Origin of the sequence: Aeromicrobium stalagmiti (genome assembly GCF_013283745.1) — a bacterium.
Classification (GTDB): domain Bacteria; phylum Actinomycetota; class Actinomycetes; order Propionibacteriales; family Nocardioidaceae; genus Aeromicrobium; species Aeromicrobium stalagmiti.
The window spans coordinates 289,874-306,324 of the sequence record NZ_JABSTZ010000001.1 but is presented as its reverse complement, the minus strand read 5'-3'; the positions used below and the strand labels follow the sequence as shown (position 1 = coordinate 306,324).

General features: G+C 70.6%; 17 protein-coding genes. 8 read left to right on the top strand and 9 right to left on the bottom strand.

Annotation, left to right across the window (positions count from 1 at the left end):
• Positions 1-10: 10 nt before the first annotated feature.
• The 4 genes from pstA to HQK15_RS01465 all read right to left on the bottom strand — a co-directional run bounded on the left by pstA (position 11) and on the right by HQK15_RS01465 (position 4,228).
• Positions 11-1,090, bottom strand: a complete 1,080-nt coding sequence (gene pstA, locus HQK15_RS01480; protein WP_173489662.1) for a phosphate ABC transporter permease PstA — start codon at positions 1,088-1,090, stop codon at positions 11-13.
• A complete protein-coding gene (gene pstC, locus HQK15_RS01475; RefSeq protein WP_173489661.1) occupies positions 1,090-2,037 on the bottom strand; it encodes a phosphate ABC transporter permease subunit PstC in 948 nt (315 codons plus the stop codon). Before pstC ends, pstA begins: the two co-directional genes overlap by 1 nt.
• Positions 2,038-2,119: 82 nt before the next feature.
• Entirely contained in the window at positions 2,120-3,217 is a 1,098-nt protein-coding gene (gene pstS, locus HQK15_RS01470) for a phosphate ABC transporter substrate-binding protein PstS (protein WP_367649022.1), read from the bottom strand.
• Positions 3,218-3,340: 123 nt separating this feature from the next.
• Complete coding sequence (locus HQK15_RS01465; protein ID WP_173489660.1) at positions 3,341-4,228, bottom strand: NUDIX hydrolase; 888 nt, start codon at positions 4,226-4,228, stop codon at positions 3,341-3,343.
• A 45-nt stretch (positions 4,229-4,273) separates the two neighbouring features.
• Here HQK15_RS01465 and HQK15_RS01460 point away from each other — a divergent pair, with 45 nt between their 5' ends.
• Positions 4,274-5,359 (top strand): hypothetical protein, encoded by a 1,086-nt coding sequence (locus tag HQK15_RS01460; RefSeq protein WP_173489659.1) that lies wholly within the window; start codon positions 4,274-4,276, stop codon positions 5,357-5,359.
• Positions 5,360-5,363: 4 nt separating this feature from the next.
• Here HQK15_RS01460 and HQK15_RS01455 read toward each other — a convergent pair whose 3' ends face one another.
• The gene (locus tag HQK15_RS01455) at positions 5,364-7,484 is read right to left on the bottom strand and encodes an RNA degradosome polyphosphate kinase (RefSeq protein WP_173491036.1); all 2,121 of its coding nucleotides are present in this window, start codon (positions 7,482-7,484) and stop codon (positions 5,364-5,366) included.
• Between the two features lie 91 nt (positions 7,485-7,575).
• Between HQK15_RS01455 and HQK15_RS01450 the strand changes: the two genes are divergently transcribed.
• Positions 7,576-8,631: an alpha/beta hydrolase gene (locus tag HQK15_RS01450; RefSeq protein ID WP_173489658.1), complete on the top strand. Its 1,056-nt coding sequence runs from the start codon at positions 7,576-7,578 to the stop codon at positions 8,629-8,631.
• Positions 8,632-8,752: 121 nt separating this feature from the next.
• On the opposite strand, the gene HQK15_RS01445 is transcribed toward HQK15_RS01450, so the two are convergent.
• From HQK15_RS01445 to HQK15_RS01430, 4 genes are all read right to left on the bottom strand, one after another.
• A complete protein-coding gene (locus tag HQK15_RS01445; RefSeq protein ID WP_173489657.1) occupies positions 8,753-9,508 on the bottom strand; it encodes an SDR family NAD(P)-dependent oxidoreductase in 756 nt (251 codons plus the stop codon).
• Positions 9,509-9,629: 121 nt separating this feature from the next.
• Positions 9,630-10,475, bottom strand: a complete 846-nt coding sequence (gene mshD, locus HQK15_RS01440; RefSeq protein ID WP_173489656.1) for a mycothiol synthase — start codon at positions 10,473-10,475, stop codon at positions 9,630-9,632.
• Positions 10,472-11,896 (bottom strand): carboxyl transferase domain-containing protein, encoded by a 1,425-nt coding sequence (locus HQK15_RS01435; RefSeq protein ID WP_173489655.1) that lies wholly within the window; start codon positions 11,894-11,896, stop codon positions 10,472-10,474. The genes mshD and HQK15_RS01435 overlap by 4 nt, the downstream gene beginning before the upstream one ends.
• Before the next feature lie 12 nt (positions 11,897-11,908).
• On the bottom strand, positions 11,909-12,622 hold the full coding sequence (locus tag HQK15_RS01430) for a winged helix-turn-helix transcriptional regulator (RefSeq protein WP_173489654.1): 714 nt from the start codon (positions 12,620-12,622) through the stop codon (positions 11,909-11,911).
• A 145-nt stretch (positions 12,623-12,767) separates the two neighbouring features.
• Between HQK15_RS01430 and HQK15_RS01425 the strand changes: the two genes are divergently transcribed.
• From HQK15_RS01425 to HQK15_RS01400, 6 genes are all read left to right on the top strand, one after another.
• Positions 12,768-13,034 (top strand): MoaD/ThiS family protein, encoded by a 267-nt coding sequence (locus HQK15_RS01425; protein WP_367649021.1) that lies wholly within the window; start codon positions 12,768-12,770, stop codon positions 13,032-13,034.
• 24 nt (positions 13,035-13,058) lie between these two features.
• Entirely contained in the window at positions 13,059-13,865 is an 807-nt protein-coding gene (locus tag HQK15_RS01420) for a hypothetical protein (protein ID WP_173489653.1), read from the top strand.
• A gap of 43 nt (positions 13,866-13,908) precedes the next feature.
• Positions 13,909-14,334 carry a TlpA family protein disulfide reductase gene (locus tag HQK15_RS01415; RefSeq protein ID WP_367649020.1) on the top strand — a complete coding sequence of 142 codons (426 nt, stop codon included), beginning with the start codon at positions 13,909-13,911 and terminating at the stop codon, positions 14,332-14,334.
• 252 nt (positions 14,335-14,586) lie between these two features.
• Positions 14,587-15,027, top strand: a complete 441-nt coding sequence (locus HQK15_RS01410) for a DUF4395 domain-containing protein (protein ID WP_173489652.1) — start codon at positions 14,587-14,589, stop codon at positions 15,025-15,027.
• 61 nt (positions 15,028-15,088) lie between these two features.
• Positions 15,089-15,937, top strand: coding sequence for a sulfurtransferase (locus HQK15_RS01405; protein WP_173489651.1), 849 nt, complete (start codon positions 15,089-15,091; stop codon positions 15,935-15,937).
• A complete protein-coding gene (locus tag HQK15_RS01400) occupies positions 15,937-16,233 on the top strand; it encodes a DUF1416 domain-containing protein (protein WP_173489650.1) in 297 nt (98 codons plus the stop codon). The genes HQK15_RS01405 and HQK15_RS01400 overlap by 1 nt, the downstream gene beginning before the upstream one ends.
• Positions 16,234-16,451 lie beyond the last annotated feature (218 nt).

Genomic DNA, 16,451 nt, shown 5'->3' with positions numbered 1-16,451 from the left:
ACCTTCCGGTTTAACGCTCGCCCTTGGGCGAGAAGAAGTAGGAGACGAGACGGGCGATGAGGTTGAGGAGCATGACGATCAACAGCAGGGTAAGTGCCGCGCCCCAAGCGCGGTCAATGCTGAACTCCGGCGGGATGCCGGGGCTGCGGATCGACTGGTAGGCGAACACCGGCAGGGTCGCCATGCGTCCGTCGAACAGGTTGAAGTTCACCGAGTCGGTGGCTCCGGCGATGATCAGCAGGGGAGCCGTCTCGCCGATCACACGGGCGATCGCGAGCGTGATGCCCGTGACGATGCCGGCCAGGGCCGTCGGCAGGACGACCTTGGCGACGGTGCGCCACTTCGGCACGCCGAGGGCGTACGACGCCTCGCGCAGCTCGTTGGGCACCAGCTTCAACATCTCCTCGGTGGAGCGGACGAGCACCGGGATCATGAGCACGGACAGCGCGACCGAGCCGCCGATGCCCATGCGGACGCCCTCGCCGAAGAACACCACGAACAGGGCGTAGGCGAAGAGTCCGGCGACGATCGACGGGATGCCGGTCATGACGTCGACGAGGAAGCGGATCCAGCGCGAGAGCCGGTTGCCGTCGGCGTACTCGACGAGGTAGATCGCGGCGAAGATGCCGATCGGGATCGAGATGACGGCCGCGGCGCCGGTGATGAGCAGCGTGCCGACGAGGGCCTGGTAGATGCCGCCGCCCTCGCCGACCACGTTGCGCATCGAGTAGGTGAAGAACTCGGCCGACAGGACCTTGGTGCCCTTGCTGATGACGGTGTAGAGGATGCTCACCAGTGGGAACATCGCGAGCGCGAAGGCCGAGGTGACCAGCACCGTGACCAGGCGGTCGGTGGCTTTGCGGCGTCCCTCGACGACGACCGACCAGACGGGTAGGCCCAGGCTGACGACCCAGACGGCGAGGGCGGCCAGCACGAGGTTGGTGCCGGTCAGGTAGAGCGCGGCACCGACCACCAGGGCGAGGCCGACGACGGCCTTGGAGCCCCACGACGGCAGCTGGGCTCCGTAGAGCTCCTGCTGGACGTCGAGCGGACCGGACCCGGGGGTCTGGGGGGAGAGCGTGGTCGTCATCAGTTGGCTCCGGAGAATTCCTTGCGGCGGTCCACGACGGACCGGGCGGCGAAGTTGACGAGGAAGGTGATCACGAACAGCACCAGGCCGCTGGCGATGAGGACGTTGACGGTCTTGCCGCTCGCCTCGCCGAAGCTCAGCGCGATGTTGGCGGCGATCGTGCTCGGGTTGGTGCTGCTGATGAGGTTGGCGGTCACGGTGCCGGCGGTCACCGACAGCACCATCGCGACGGCGAGGGTCTCGCCGAGGGCGCGGCCGAGGCCGAGCATCGCGGCGGACACGATGCCGGAGCGGGCGTACGGGAAGATCGCGAGCCGGGCCATCTCCCAGCGCGTGGCGCCGAGCGCCAGGGCGGCCTCCTCGTGGAGGCGGGGCGTCTGCAGGAAGATCTCGCGGCAGATCGCGGTCATGATCGGCAGGATCATGACGGCGAGCACGATGCAGGCGGTCATGATGGTGCGGCCGGTGGCCGACGCCGGACCGGCGAAGAACGGGACGAAGCCGAGGTTGTCCTCGAGCCACGTGTAGACCGGCACCATGTTCGGCGCGAGGAACTGGATGCCCCAGAGGCCGTAGACGACGCTGGGGACCGCGGCGAGCAGGTCGACGAGGTAGCCGAGGATCTGGCCGAGCTTGCGCGGCGAGTAGTGCGAGATGAACAGGGCGACGCCGACGGCGACCGGGGTCGCGATGATGAGGGCGACGGTCGCGGCGATCAGGGTGCCGTAGACGAGGGGCCACACGTAGGGCCAGAAGCTCTGGCCGCTCTTGACCTCGTCGGGGTTGGCGAGGATGCCGGGGACGCCCTCGATCGTGAGGAACGCGGCGACGCCTGCGAGGACGAGCAGGATCAGGATTCCCGCACTGGTCGACAGCCCCGAGAAGATGCGGTCACCGGCGCGGACGACGGTGCCGCGCTTGCGACGGGGGGCCAGCGTGCTGGTCACAGGCGGTGCCTTTCAGGAGTGGAGGGGGGAGTACCGGGTGCTGCCGCCCGGCCCTGTGAAGGACCGGGCGGCAGCGGGTGGATCAGGCAGCGGCGATGGTCTCGATCGCGGCCTGGACCTTGGTGGCGAAGTCGCCCGAGAGGGGGGCGGAGCCGGCGCCACTGGCGGCGGCAGCCTGTCCCTCGGTGCTCGCGATGTAGGTCATCCAGCCCTTGACGAGATCGGCCGTCGCGGCGTCCTTCTGCGTCTGGCAGGCGACCTGGTAGGACACCAGGACGATCGGGTAGACGCCAGCCTCCGACGTCTTGCGGTCGATGTCGACGGCGATGTCGGTCTCGGCGCGGCCCGAGACCGGCGTGGCGGTGTCGAGCGTCTTGGCAGCGGCCTCGGGGGTGGGCTCGATGTAGTCCTCACCGACCTTGACCTTCGCCTTGCCGAGCTCGCCGGCCTGGCTCTCGTCGGCGTAGCCGATGGTGCCGTTTCCGCCGGTCACGGCAGCGACGACGCCAGAGGTGCCTTCAGCAGCCTCGCCGCCCTTGATGGGCCACGTCTCGACGGTGCCGCCGGTCCAACCACCCTCGGAGGCAGCCTCGAGGTAGTTGGTGAAGTTCTTCGTGGTGCCCGAGTCGTCCGAGCGGTGCACGGCGGTGATGTCCGTGTCCGGCAGGGTCGCGTCCGGGTTGTCGGCCTTGATCGCGGCGTCGTCCCACTGGGTGATCTTGCCCTCGAAGATCTGGCCGATCGTCTTCGGCGAGAGGCTCAGCTCGTCGACGCCGTCCAGCTTGAAGATCACGGCGATGGGGCTGACGTAGACGGGGACCTCGACGATGTCGCTGCCGCACTTCTCGGCGGCCGCGGTGACTTCCTCGTCCTCGAGGTAGGAGTCGGTGCCGGCGAAGGCGACGCCTCCGGCGATGAACTGCTCACGGCCGCCGCCCGAGCCGACCGGGTCGTAGTTGACCGTCGCGTCGGGGTTCGCGGTCTGGAACTCCTTCTTCCAGGCGGCGATGGCCGCTTCCTGGGAGGTGGCGCCAGCGCCGTTCAGCGTGCCGGAGACGCTGTCGCCGGACGGCGCGTCGCTGCCTCCGTCGGACTCGTTCGCGGCACCGCAGGCGCTGAGGCCGAGGGCGAGTGCAAGCATGGCCGCGGGGGCGGCGATGCGCAGGTTTTTGCGGTTCACGGGGGTCCCTCTCTGGGATCTGATGATGCGTACTCCGTGAACGTAGGGAGCCCAGGTGTATCGCTTTCCGACCGACGGTGAACAGCGGGTGAACGGTGCCGTAACGGTGGGAACGAATCGCCGTCAGATCAGGGGTTCTGTGGCGAGCGCCACACCCTTGCGGTGGTGCACGACGACTCCCTCGCCCGGTGCAAGGTCGACGACGTCGACGCCCAGCGCGTCGAAGACCCACGGCAGGGTGGGCCGGTGGGTGCTCAGGACGACCGGCTTCTTGCGGTCGAGCAGCGAGGTGATCGACCGCTGCACCTGGGCCGCACGGGTCTGCTCGGAGATGCGGTCGTCGATCTCGAGAAACGTGCTGATCGACTGCGCGTACGGCTCGACGGTCTGGGCGCAGCGCACGGCGGGGCTGCTGACGACCCGGCGGATCCCGTAGGCGTCGAGCACGGGGACGAGGGCCTGGGCGCGGCCGGTGCCGGAGGCCGTGAGCGGCCGGTCCAGGTCGTCGAGGTCGCTCGACCGGGGGACGGCCTTGCCGTGCCGCAGCACGATGAGCGTGCGGGTCCGGTGGGCCTGGTTCTCGCGCAGGTCGCGGAACGTCTCGAGCAGCTCGACGTCGTGCTCGTACGTCAGGAGCTTGCGGGCCTCGCGCACGCCGACCCAGCGCACCTCGTCGACCTCCTTGTTGGGCACGAACGGCGTGGCCTCGTCAGGTCCGGTCGCCCGGGCGCACCAGTAGGTGACCGACTTGGTGCCGCCGCTGATCGGGTAGGACAGCTCCTGCAGCGGGTGCCCGAGGCGTACGCGGACACCTGCCTCCTCGGCGATCTCGCGGACGGCGGTCGTCTGCAGGGCCTCGCCCGGATCGGTCTTGCCCTTGGGGAAGGTCCAGTCGTCGTACGAGGGACGGTGGACGACCAGCATCTCGACGCGCGGCTCCGGCCGGGTGGGTCCGGGCCGGTTGCGCCACACGATGCCACCCGCTGCGGTCGTGATCCGTTCACTTGCCATGGTGCGTATTGTCCCCTGAGGAAGTGGCCGACAGGTGAAGGAGGTGTGGACGACGTGCTGCGCAGCCTCGGTGTCCGTGCCGTCCTCGCCCCGGTCGTGGTCATCGCCGTGGCGCTCGCGGCCGGCGGATGGGTCGCCGATCGGGTGGCCGCCGACCCGCGTCCGCCGCTCGCCTCGGCTCTCGACGCGCTGCCGACCGGGACGGTCGTGGCAGGCTTCACCGACTGGTCGGCGATCCGTGCAGGCCTCGGCCTGGGCGATGCGTCCACGGCCCGCGCCAGGGCGGCGCTGAGCGACGACGCCTCGCTGCGCGACCTCACGACCCGTTCGGTGCTGGGTGCCTCGATCGACGAGATGCACTCGCTCTACGGATGGTCGGCCGCCGACGTCGAGTGGGAGTCGTACGGGCAGGCGGCCGGGGGAGCCGCTCTCGTCGCCCGCCTCACCGGCTCGGTGTCCTTCGACGACGTCCAGAAGCGGCTCCGCTCGATCGGCTACGCCCGCAGCGGCGAGACCTGGGTGCTGGGAGACGAGGGGCGGCGGACCGTGGGCCAGGGGCTCGCGGCTGCGCTGGGCACGCTGGCCGTCCTGCCTGACGAGCAGCTCGTCGTCGCGGTGAGCGAGGAGGCGTACGCGCCCACCGTGCTCGCGACCGTCCGTCACGAGCGGGCATCGTTGCTCTCGAGGCGCCCGGTGGCCGAGCTGGCGACCGCCCTGGCCGGCTCCGACACCGCGCTGCTGCAGGCGCGGCAGGAGGGCTGTCGCTCGACCGCGGTCGGCGACTCCGACCCCGACGTCGCGGCTCAGGCCGCGGCAGCCGTGGCCCGCGCAGGGCGGCTGGCCGCGCCGGTCTTCAGCGGACGCGGCCTGGTCGACGGGTCGCCGCGGCAGGACATCCGCTTCGTCGCGGCGTTCGACTCACCGGCCGAGGCCGCCGAGCAGCTGCGCGTCCGTCGCGCGCTGGCGTTCGGCCCGTTCATCGGCCAGTCGGGCCGCATCGAGGACTCCCTCGACCTCGTCGGGGCGACGTCGAGCGGCGGCACCGCGACGCTGCGGTTCGACCTCGACCCCGACCGCGGCGCCTACATGGCCGGCGAGGGTCCGCTGCTGTTCGCCAGCTGCCCGCGCTGACACGTCAGCGGGAGCGGCGCGACCGTGCCCGTTCGATCAGGACGGCCTGCAGGTCCGAGGACCCGACGTGACGCGTCCAGGCGCCGTCGCCGTCGAGGTGCCACGAGGTCGTCTCCGGGTCGACGGAGCGGGCGAGCAGGTCGCCGAGCACCTCGGTGTGCTCCGGCGTCGGCACGCGCACCAGCACCTCGACGCGGCGGTCGAGGTTGCGGTGCATCAGGTCGGCCGAGCCCATCCACGCCTCGGGCTCGCCCCCGCCGGCGAACCAGTAGATCCGGCTGTGCTCGAGGAAGCGCCCCAGGATGCTGTGCACGCGGATGTTGTCGCTGAGGCCGGGCACGCCGGGCCGCAACGTGCAGATGCCACGGATGACCAGGTCGACCTGCACACCGGCCCGTGAGGCCTCGTAGAGCTTGTCGATCGTGGCCTCGTCGACCAGGGAGTTGACCTTGATGCGGATGCCGGAAGGCCGTCCGGCGCGGTGGTGCGCGATCTCGGTGTCGATCCGCTCGATGATGCCGTCGCGGAGCCCCGCCGGAGCGACCATGAGCCGCTGGTAGGAGAAGTCCTGGGCAAAGCCCGACAGGTTGTTGAACAGGTCGGTGAGGTCGTGGGTGATCGCCGGGTCGGCCGTGAGCAGGCCGAAGTCCTCGTAGAGGCGCGCGGTCTTGGGGTTGTAGTTGCCGGTGCCGATGTGGGCGTAGCGGCGCAGGCCGTCGGGCTCGTCGCGGACGACCAGCGCGAGCTTGCAGTGGGTCTTGAGACCCACGAGGCCGTAGACGACGTGGCAGCCGGCGCGCTCGAGCTTGCGGGCCCACCGGATGTTGGCCTGCTCGTCGAAGCGGGCCTTGATCTCGACCAGCACCAGCACCTGCTTGCCGGCGCGGGCAGCGTCGACCAAGGAGTCGATGATGGGGGAGTCTCCCGACGTGCGGTAGAGCGTCTGCTTGATCGCGAGCACGTGCGGGTCGGCGGCGGCCTGCTCGATGAAGCGCTGGACGCTGGTGGCGAACGAGTCGTACGGGTGGTGCACGAGGACGTCGCGCTTGCGCAGGGCGCTGAACAGGTCGGCCGGCTCCGACGTCTCGACCTCGGCCAGGTGCTGGTGGGTGCCCGGGATGAACGGCTCGTAGCGCAGCTCGGGACGGTCGAGGTCGGCGACCTCGTTGAGGCTGCGCAGGTCGAGGGGGCCCTTGAGGCGGACGACCTCGTCGGCCTTCACGCCCAGCTCGGAGACGAGCAGGTCGAGCACGCCCGGATCGATCGACTCCTCGACCTCGAGGCGCACGGGCGGGCCGAACTTGCGCCGCAGCAGCTCCTTCTCGAGGGCCTTGAGCAGGTTCTCGGCGTCGTCCTCCTCGACCTCGAGGTCCTCGTTGCGGGTCACGCGGAAGGCGTGGTGGGCGATGACCTCCATGCCGGGAAACAGCAGGTCGAGGTGGGCCGCGATGACCTCCTCGAGCGGGACGAACCGTCCGGGGTCGGCCTCCATCCACCGGTTGATGATCGGCGGCACCTTGACGCGGGCGAAGTGGTTCTTGCCGGTGGCGGGGTTGCGCATGACCAGCGCGAGGTTGAGCGAGAGGCCCGAGATGTAGGGGAACGGGTGCGCCGGGTCGACCGCGAGCGGGGTCAGGATCGGGAAGACCCGATCGCGGTAGAACGAGCTGATCCGCTCCTGCTCGTCCGCTCGCAGCGACTCCCAGTGGATCAGCTCGATGCCCTGCTCGGCGAGCTGGGGCACGAGGTGGTCGTGGTAGGTCTCGGCGTGCCGGACCATGAGCTCCTGGCTCGCGGCCAGGCTGCGGCTGAGGACGCCGCGGGGATTCAGGCCGCTGGCCGACGGCACCGCCACGCCGGCGGCGATGCGGCGCTTGAGGCCGGCGATGCGGACCATGAAGAACTCGTCGAGGTTGCTCGCGAAGATGGCCGCGAAGCGGACGCGCTCCAGCAGCGGCAGGTCCTCGTCCTGGGCGAGCTCGAGCACGCGGGAGTTGAACGCGATCCACGACAGCTCGCGGTCGAGGAACCGGTCGGCGGGCAGGGCGCTCTGTGCCGGGTCGAACGGCGGGTCGACGTCGAACTCGTCCGGGGAGGCCGGATCCTCCAGATCGGCGACCGCCATGTCGTGTGTGTCCACACGTCCAGAGTGTCAGACCAAGGTGAACGCCGATTGAACAAGGCGCTCCGGCGCTCCGAGGCGCTAGCGTTGCCCCATGGCTCTCGTACCCCAGCTCATCGGCGCCGCACGAGGCGTCACCGCACGGTCGTTGATGCAGCTGCCGCGGCCCGTCCTCGCTCGTCTGGCGGGTTCGCCGGTCGTCGTCGACGGGCGAACCCTCGACCCGGAGATGCAGCTGCTGCTGCGGCTCCAGCGCCTCGCGGGCCCCGCCGCCGAGACGGTCGCGATCAGCCGGGGTCGCAAGATCATCCGCGCGTCGTCACGCCTTGCCGGCGGCAACCAGCCGATCGGCGCCGTCACCGACCGCACGATCGACGGTCCGGGCGGGCCTCTCGGCCTGCGGTTCTACACCCCGCGTGGCCTGTCGGGCCAGGCGCCGGCGCTGCTGTTCTTCCACGGTGGCGGCTGGATCTACGGCGACCTGGAGAGCCACGACGCCACGTGCCGGTTCCTCGCGGAGGAGGCACAGGTGCGCGTCGTCGCGGTCGACTACCGGCTCGCGCCGGAGGCGCCCTTCCCGGCGGCCGTGGACGACGCGATGGCGGCGTGGGCATGGGTCGTCGAGCACGCCCAGGGCCTGGGCATCGACCCCGACCGCATCGCGGTGGGTGGCGACAGCGCGGGCGGCAACCTGGCCGCGGTCGTCGCCCAGCAGGCGACGCGTGCCGGCGGGCCGGCCCCGGCGTTCCAGCTCCTGATCTACCCGGCAACCGACTTCCTCGAGACCGCGCCGAGCCGCCTGACGTACGCCGACGGCTTCTTCCTGACCAAGGCCTTCATGGATCTCGCGGAGGAGAACTACCTCGTCGGGGGCGAGGACCGCTCCGACCCGCGACTCTCGCCCCTGCACGGCGACGTCTCGGGGGTGGCGCCGGCGTACGTCGTGACGGCCGGCTTCGACCCGCTGCTCGACGAGGGCAACGCCTATGCCGACAAGCTGCGTGCCGCCGGGGTGCCGGTCGAGCACGTCTGCGAGGACGGCCTCATCCACGGCTTCATCAACATGGTCGCGATCGGCCGTACGGCCCCCAAGGCAGCGCGCCGCGCCGCCACCGCCCTCCAGCGCGGCCTCACCACCCCCCACCGCTGACGAGACCCTTTCCGCCCCCTGACGAGACCGTTGTCGCCCCGTGGCGAGAGGGTTTCCGCCCCGGTCAGGGGCGGAAACCCTCTCCTCGAGGGGCGAGAACGCTCTCATCAGCGGGGTGGGGTCACTGGGCGGCGTACCCGCCGTCGACGAGCTGGTAGCTGCCGGTGATGAAGGTCGCGTCGTCGCTGGAGAGGAAGGCCACGAGCGCGGCGACCTCCTCGGGCGTGCCGAGCCGCTGCAGCGCGTGCTTGGCGCCGAGCGCCTCGCGGGCCGCGACGTCCATGGTGGCGAGCAGCAGGGGAGTCTCGATGAAGCCGGGTCCGAAAACGTTGACGCGCACCTTCTGCGGCCCGTACTCGAGGGCGGCGTTCTTCGTCAGACCGACGAGGCCGTGCTTGGCGGTGACGTACGCGGAGGAGTTCTGGATGCCGACGCTGCCGAGCACCGATCCCATGTTGATGATCGAGCCGCCACCGTTGGCCGCGATGGCGGGCAGCTGCGCGCGCAGGCCGTAGAACACGGCGTTGAGGTTGACCTCGATGACCTTGCGCCAGCTCTCGAGCGAGTAGTCGCCGACCGGCTTGGCCTCGCCGCCGATCCCGGCGTTGTTGACCGCGATGCGCAGGGGCGCCAGCGCGTTGGCGCGGACGATGCTCTCGGCGACCCAGTCGGTGTCGCTCACATCGCCGGCGAAGGCCTCGGCCGTTCCGCCCTTCGCGGTGATCTGGTCGACGATCGACTGCGCGGCCTCGGCGTTGATGTCCGTCACCAGGACGGATGCGCCGTGGGCGGCGAGCGTGGTGGCGACGGATGCGCCGATGCCCGAGCCGGCGCCGGTGACGATGGCGGATCGCTGGGCGACGTCATAGGTGGACATGAGGGGTTCCTCTCGACAGGGTGGGCACGCGCCACATCTAGGTGAACGTTCAACCACCAGTCGACATGCCCTGCTCGGCTGTGACAAACCAGACACCCCGTCGCGACGACGTGCTGGTGTCTCAGGTGTGGTCGTGGACGTGCGCGGCGTCGTCCTGCGGCGCTGCGTAGAGCGTGTCCTTCTTCCAGTCCCGGAAGCCGAGGTTGCGGTAGACCGCGAGGGCGGGCGCGTTGTCGCCCTCGACGTAGAGGTCGACCACGGGGAGCCCCAGCTGGTGGAGGTGACGCAGGCCCCGGGCCGTGAGCGCGGTGCCGAGCCCGCCGCCTTGCGCGTCGGGGTCGATGCCGACGACGTAGACCTCGCCCACGCCGTCCTCGACCTTGGTCCAGTGGAAGCCGATGACCCGGCCGTCCCGCTCGGCGACGAAGAGGCCGGCCGGGTCGAACCAGTTGGACGCCATGCGGCGGTCGAGGTCGGCGCGGTCCATGGCCCCCTGCTCGGGGTGGTGGGCGAACGCCCGACCGTTGACCGCGACGACCGCGTCGGCGTCGTCGGGCCGGTAGGCCCGGATCGTGGTCGCGGCGGGCACCCGTTCGGGTGCGGGGGGTCCGTCGAAGGTGAGGCGCAGCACCAGCAGCTCGCGGACGACCTCGAGCCCCGTCGAGGAGGCGAGCGCCCGCGCGCCGGGCAGGTCGCCGTGGGCCCAGAAGGTGTCCTCGCCGTCAGCCAGCAGCTCGTCGACGATGCGTCGGCCGAGGCCTTGGCGTCGTCGTTGCGGGTCGACGACGACCTCGACGGGCGCGTCGCCGACCGCGAACGCCGCAGCGATGATCGTGCCGTCGCGGTCTGACTGCTGCACCAGGACGCGGGCCCGGGCCCGGTCACGCAACGCGAAGACGCTCGCCTCGTTGAACGGGGCGACGCCGTCGGCCGTGGTCGCCCGGTCGGCGAGGTCGAGGAGGCTCATCGTGACCTCAGCGCCACGAGCTGCGCGCCGATCTCGGCCGCCATGGCACGCGCGAACGCCTCGGGGGTGTCGCCGGGAGGCTCAGGGACGATGTGGTGCACCGTGCCGTTGTCGAACAGGTCGAGGGCACCCACGCGCTGCGCCTCCGCCATCTCGGCGGCGTGCTCGAGGTCGCCGTGGACGATCGCGCTCGCACCCTCGGGCGGCAGCGGCGACAGCCAGGCGTTCTCGGCGGCGATGACGACGTCGGCCGGCAGCAGCGCCAGCGCGCCACCGCCACAGCCCTGGCCCAGCAGCACCGAGACGGTGGGCACCCGCATCGTCGACATCCAGCTGATGCACCGCGCGATCTCGCCGGCGATGGCCCCCTGCTCGGCCTCCGGCGACAGCTCCGCGCCGGGGGTGTCGATGAACGAGACGAGCGGCAGTCGCAGCTCGTTGGCGAGCCGCATGCCGCGCCGGGCCTCGCGCAGGGCTGCCGGGCCCATGGGCTTGAACCTGGTCTGGGTCGTGCGGTCCTGGCCGATCACGACGCACGGCTGGCCGTCGAGCCGGGCGAGGGCGACGATCATCGCGCTGTCGCGCTCGCCCTTCTCGGTGCCCTGCAGGCGGACGGTCGCGTCGCTGCCGTAGCGCAGCACCTCACGCACACCGGCCCGCCGAGCCCCACGGGTGATCTGGATCGAGTCCCACGCGGAGCGCTCGCGTCGCACCTCGGAGGTGCGGAGCTCTCGGGTCTGGCGGGTCGGCGCGTCGACGAGCAGGCCGAGCGCCCGGTCGACGAGCAGCGGCAGCTCGTCCGGCAGGACCACGGCGTCGATGATGCCGCGATCGGCGAGGTTCTCGGCGGTCTGGACGCCGGGCGGGAACGGCTTGCCCTCCATGATCTCGTAGACCTTCGGGCCGAGGAACCCGATCAGTGCGCCGGGCTCGGCGATCGTGATGTGGGCCAGCGACCCCCACGAGGCGAAGACCCCGCCGGTCGTGGGGTGGCGCAGGTAGATGAGGTAGGGCAGCCCGGCCGCCCGGTGGTCCATGATCGCCCGGGTGATGTCGACCATGTGGACGAACGCCGGCGTGCCCTCCTGCATGCGGGTGCCGCCCGAGGCGGTCGTGGCGAGCACGGGGATGCCCTCCGCCGTGGCGCGGCGCACGGCCGAGACGATGCGCAGGGCGGCGGCGCGTCCGATCGACCCGGCGAGGAAGCGGAACTCGTTGACGACGACGGCGACCGGGCGTCCGCGCATGAGACCGCGTCCGGTGAGGACGGACTCGTCGGTGCCGGCGCGCTCAGCGGCGGCCGTGAGCTCCTGCTGGTAGGCCGGGTCGAGCCCCGACCGGTCGACGGGGAGGTCCCAGGACTCGAACGATCCTTCGTCGAGGACGAGGTCGAGGAGTCCCTGCGCAGTCAGATGGGCCATGAGCCCATGGTGTCAGGACTTCGCGTCGGCGGTGTCGCGTGCCGGCTCGGACTTGGTCGCGACGAAGCGGTAGCCGACGTTGCGGACCGTGCCGATCAGCGTCTCGTTGTCGGTGCCGAGCTTGGCCCGCAGCCGGCGCACGTGGACGTCGACCGTGCGGGTGCCGCCGAAGTAGTCGTAGCCCCACACCTCCTGCAGCAGCTGCTGGCGGGTGAAGACCCGGCCCGGGTGCTGCGCGAGGAACTTGAGGAGCTCGAACTCCTTGAACGTCAGGTCGAGCGTGCGGTTCTCGAGCTTGGCGGTGTAGGTCGCGTCGTCGACGACGAGGCCGCTGGAGGAGATGACGTGGCTCTCGTTGTCGCCGTCGAGGGTGGCGGCGATGCGTCCGATGCCGAGACGCAGGCGGGCCTCGAGCTCGGCCGGCCCGGCGGTCGTGAGGATGACGTCGTCCATGCCCCAGTCGGACGCGGCGACGGCGAGGCCGCCCTCGGTGAGGATGAGGATCAGCGGACACTCGACGCCCGTGGTGCGGATGACGCGCGTCAGGCTGCGCACCTGCGCGAGGTCGTGGCGGCCGTCGACCAGGACGGCGTCGCAGGGCGGGGCGTCGAGCAGCGCGCTCGCCTCGGCCGGGAGGATCTTGACGTGGTGAGGCAGCAGCGCCAAGGCGGGCAGCACCTCGACCGAGGACTGCGTGCTCTTGGTGAGCAGGAGCAGGTGGGACATGGTGTCGACCTCCGGTGCTGCGATTCGTGCGGGGCAAGCGTGCTTGCACTGTGTGCAGTTATGCAAAAAGGCCATGGTGGATCACCGTGGCCTCGTTGCATGGTCAACAATACTTCATGTGTCGGATCAATTGCCGCGAGGTGACGTGAATGAGAACGACGTCACAGTCCGTTACTGGGCCGCCGCGCGCGCCGCTGCAGGCATCGCCGAGGAGACCGTCTCGGCCGTGACCCTGGCCGATCTGCTCGACGAGATCAGCCGCCGGCACCGCGATCGTGACCGGTTCGACGACGTCATCGCGATCTGCTCGGTGCTCGTGGGGGAGACCCCGGTGGGCGCGAAGGACCCGGCCCAGGTCGCGCTGCGGCCCGGCGACAACGTCGAGTTCCTTCCACCGTTCGCGGGCGGCTGACCGCCGGGCTGGCATCATGCGGGGGTGTCTCGACTCGGATCCACGCTGCTCTCCCTCGTCCTCGTGGGAGTCATCACGCTCGCTGCCTACGCCGACCCGGTGCTGGTCGGCGCCGCGGTCCTGCTGGTCCAGGTGCTCGTCGCCACCGCCCCGGGCATCGTGACCGCCTCGGGTGAGGCCATACCGTCCCCGCGCTTCTTCCCCGTGGTCGTCGCCGGCGTCGTCGCCACGGTCGTGACGCTCGAGCCGGACCTGCTCTCCGGGGCGTCGGGCACGTCTGCCGACGTGGTTGGCGCGACCGACACCGGGATGCTGGCGGGTGTCCTCCCGGCGGCCGCCGCGGCGGTGTTCGTCGCCCTCGTCGCCCAGATGCTCCGCTCCGACGGCAGGGCCCACCTCGTGACGTCGGTGGGGTACGCCGTGATGCTCGCGGTCGTCGCCGCGCTGTCGGTCGGCTGGATCGGTGCCGTGGACGCCATCGACGGGCCCGAGGTCATCGCCGTCGGAGCAGCCGGTGTCGCGGGCGGACTGGTCGCGTGGGCGGTGCCGATCGACCGCTGGATCTCGCTCGGCCTCTCGGTCGTGGCCGGCGCCGGCACCGGCGCAGTGGTCGCCGCCACCGTTGAGTCGTCCATGACGGTCTTCTTCGGCGTGCTGGTCGGCGCGGCCGCCGCACTGTTCGCGGTGATCGGCCAGGTCGCGGCCCGCTCGATCGCGAGGGGCCACACGCACGCGGCCGCGACGTGGGGCTTCCCCGGCGCGATGGCGGTCGCGTTCGCCGCACCGATCGTCTACGTCGGGGGACAGCTCCTCACGGTGCCCAGCCTCTGAGCGACGCCGGGCCGGGCGGTGGTCACCGACGTATCCTGAAGAGGTGACCGGAGCCCTCGTCCTCATCGCCGCCGTCGTCGTGACCGCTGCCGTCGCCGCCGCGATGCGGTGGAAGAACGGACGCTTCACGTCCGTCGTCGACGACGATCGCGAGGTCGTCACGGCCGAGCAGATCGGTGCGCCGCTGGGCGAGAGGGCCACGATGGTCCAGTTCTCCAGCGCGTTCTGCAGCCCGTGCCGAGCGACGCGGGTGCTGCTGGCCGACATCGCCGACAAGGTCGACGGAGTCGTGACCGTCGAGATCGACGCCGAGGAGCACCTCGAGCTGGTGCGCGAGCTCGACATCATGCGCACACCGACGGTGCTGGTCCTCGACGCGGCAGGGGTCGTGACGACCAGGGCATCGGGTCTTCCGCGCCGGGATCAGGTGCTGGCCGCCCTCGACGCCGCCGTCGGAAGCACCCGATAACCACTGTCGTTGCAGCATGCGCGCCATATAGTGGGATGGTTGTCCATCATGTGGGATGAGGGAGTGAAATCCCCGGGTGGTGTCCCTACTCTGGAGACATGTTCCGGACGACACACCTGACGCGCCGACGTGCAGTGGACAACTGCCGCACGCGCTCGTCGCTGTGTCGTATGGCCTGACACCTCTCGACCGTCAGCCTGCACCGCCCTGGCCTCTGCCGGGCTGTGCCCACGCCATCAGCGCAGGAGCATCATGTCCACACCCACTCAGGTCGACCCGCGAGGACTGCGGGTCGTCGCCGGCATCACGTCCGCAGTCTTGGCCGTCGTGCTGGTGGTTCCGTCCGAGCCGGTGCGGACCGCGCTGCTCACCGTGCAGGTCGTGGTGTTCGCGATCGCCGTCGTCGCGGGCCTGCAGAAGTCGCCGTACGCGATCTTCTTCGCCCGCGTCGTCCGTCCCCGGATCGGCCGTCCGGCCGAGCTCGAGGACTCCCGCCCACCGCGGTTCGCGCAGGCCGTCGGCCTCGCGTTCGCGACCGTCGCCCTCGTCCTGCTCCTCGCGGGTGCGACGACGGCCGCCCTCGTCGCCACGGCGTTCGCGCTCGTGGCGGCCCTGCTCAACGCATCCGTCGGGTTCTGCCTGGGATGCGAGCTCTACCTGGTGCTGCGCCGGCTCCGGCCGGTCAACGCCTGACAACTTCATCCCGCCACCACTCGCCACAACCAACGCCCGCCCGGGCACAACGGAGGTAAGCATGAGCCGCGAGACCGCGCTCGTCACAGCAGACTGGGTCGAGGAGAACCTCAACGACCCGAAGGTGGTTCTCGTCGAGGTCGACGAGGACGCCGAGGCGTACGACAAGGGGCACATCCCCGGTGCCATCAAGCTCGACTGGAAGAAGGACCTCCAGGACGGCGTCCGTCACGACTTCGTGACCAAGGAGAAGCTCGAGGCCCTCCTGTCGGCCAAGGGCGTCGGCAACGACGACACCGTCGTGTTCTACGGCGGCAACAACAACTGGTTCGCGGCCTACGCCTACTGGTACCTCAAGTACTACGGCCACGACAACCTCCGTCTGCTCGACGGCGGCCGCAAGAAGTGGGAGCTCGACTCGCGTGAGCTGACCACCGACGTGGTCGACCGCGCGGCCACGACCTACACCGCGAAGGACGCCGACACCTCGATCCGCGCCTTCCGCGACGAGGTCATCGAGTCGATCGGCGTCAAGAACCTCATCGACGTCCGTAGCCCCGACGAGTACGCGGGTCGCCTCCTGGCGCCCGCGCACCTCCCGCAGGAGCAGGCCCAGATCGGCGGTCACATCCCGACGGCTGGCAACGTGCCGTGGAGCAAGGCAGCCAACGACGACGGCACCTTCCGCAGCGACGAGGAGCTGAAGGCGCTGTACGCCGACGCCGGTCTCGACGACGCCAAGGACACCATCGCCTACTGCCGCATCGGCGAGCGCAGCTCGCACACGTGGTTCGTGCTCAAGGAGATCCTGGGTCACGACAACGTCAAGAACTACGACGGATCCTGGACCGAGTACGGCGCCCTGCGCGCCGTGCCGGTCGCGCTGGGCGACGAGCCGGGTGCTGCCTGATGTGCGGCGCGGTGAAGGGCGGCCCCTCGCTCGAGGGCGTCGACGTGGCCAACGAAGCAGTGATCCAGGGCGTCGTGACGCGTGACGGCCAGCCGGTCGGCAACGCGTACGTGCGTCTGCTCGACCGCACGGGCGAGTTCACCGCCGAGGTGCCCACCTCGGCCACCGGTCAGTTCCGCTTCTTCGCGGGACCCGGCGAGTGGACGCTGCGCACGCTCGCTCCGAAGGCGGTGTCGGTCGACAACCCGGTGACCGCCGCCACCGGTGTCGTCGCGGAGGTCGCGGTCGCCGTCTGACCCGATCAGCTCGATCCTGACGAGGTGTGCCCGGCTCCGGCCGGCACACCTCGTCGTCGTTTCTGCCTCGCCATCACAGCGAAAATCGAGCCGTTGGGGCGGCCCGAGAAGTCGGCCCCGTCGCCGGTGACCTGCGCTACAGTGACCCATAACAAACCGCTCGGCGCGCTCGTTGTCGATGCGTGACGTGCGGTCTCGGTCAACGCCGACCGATTGCT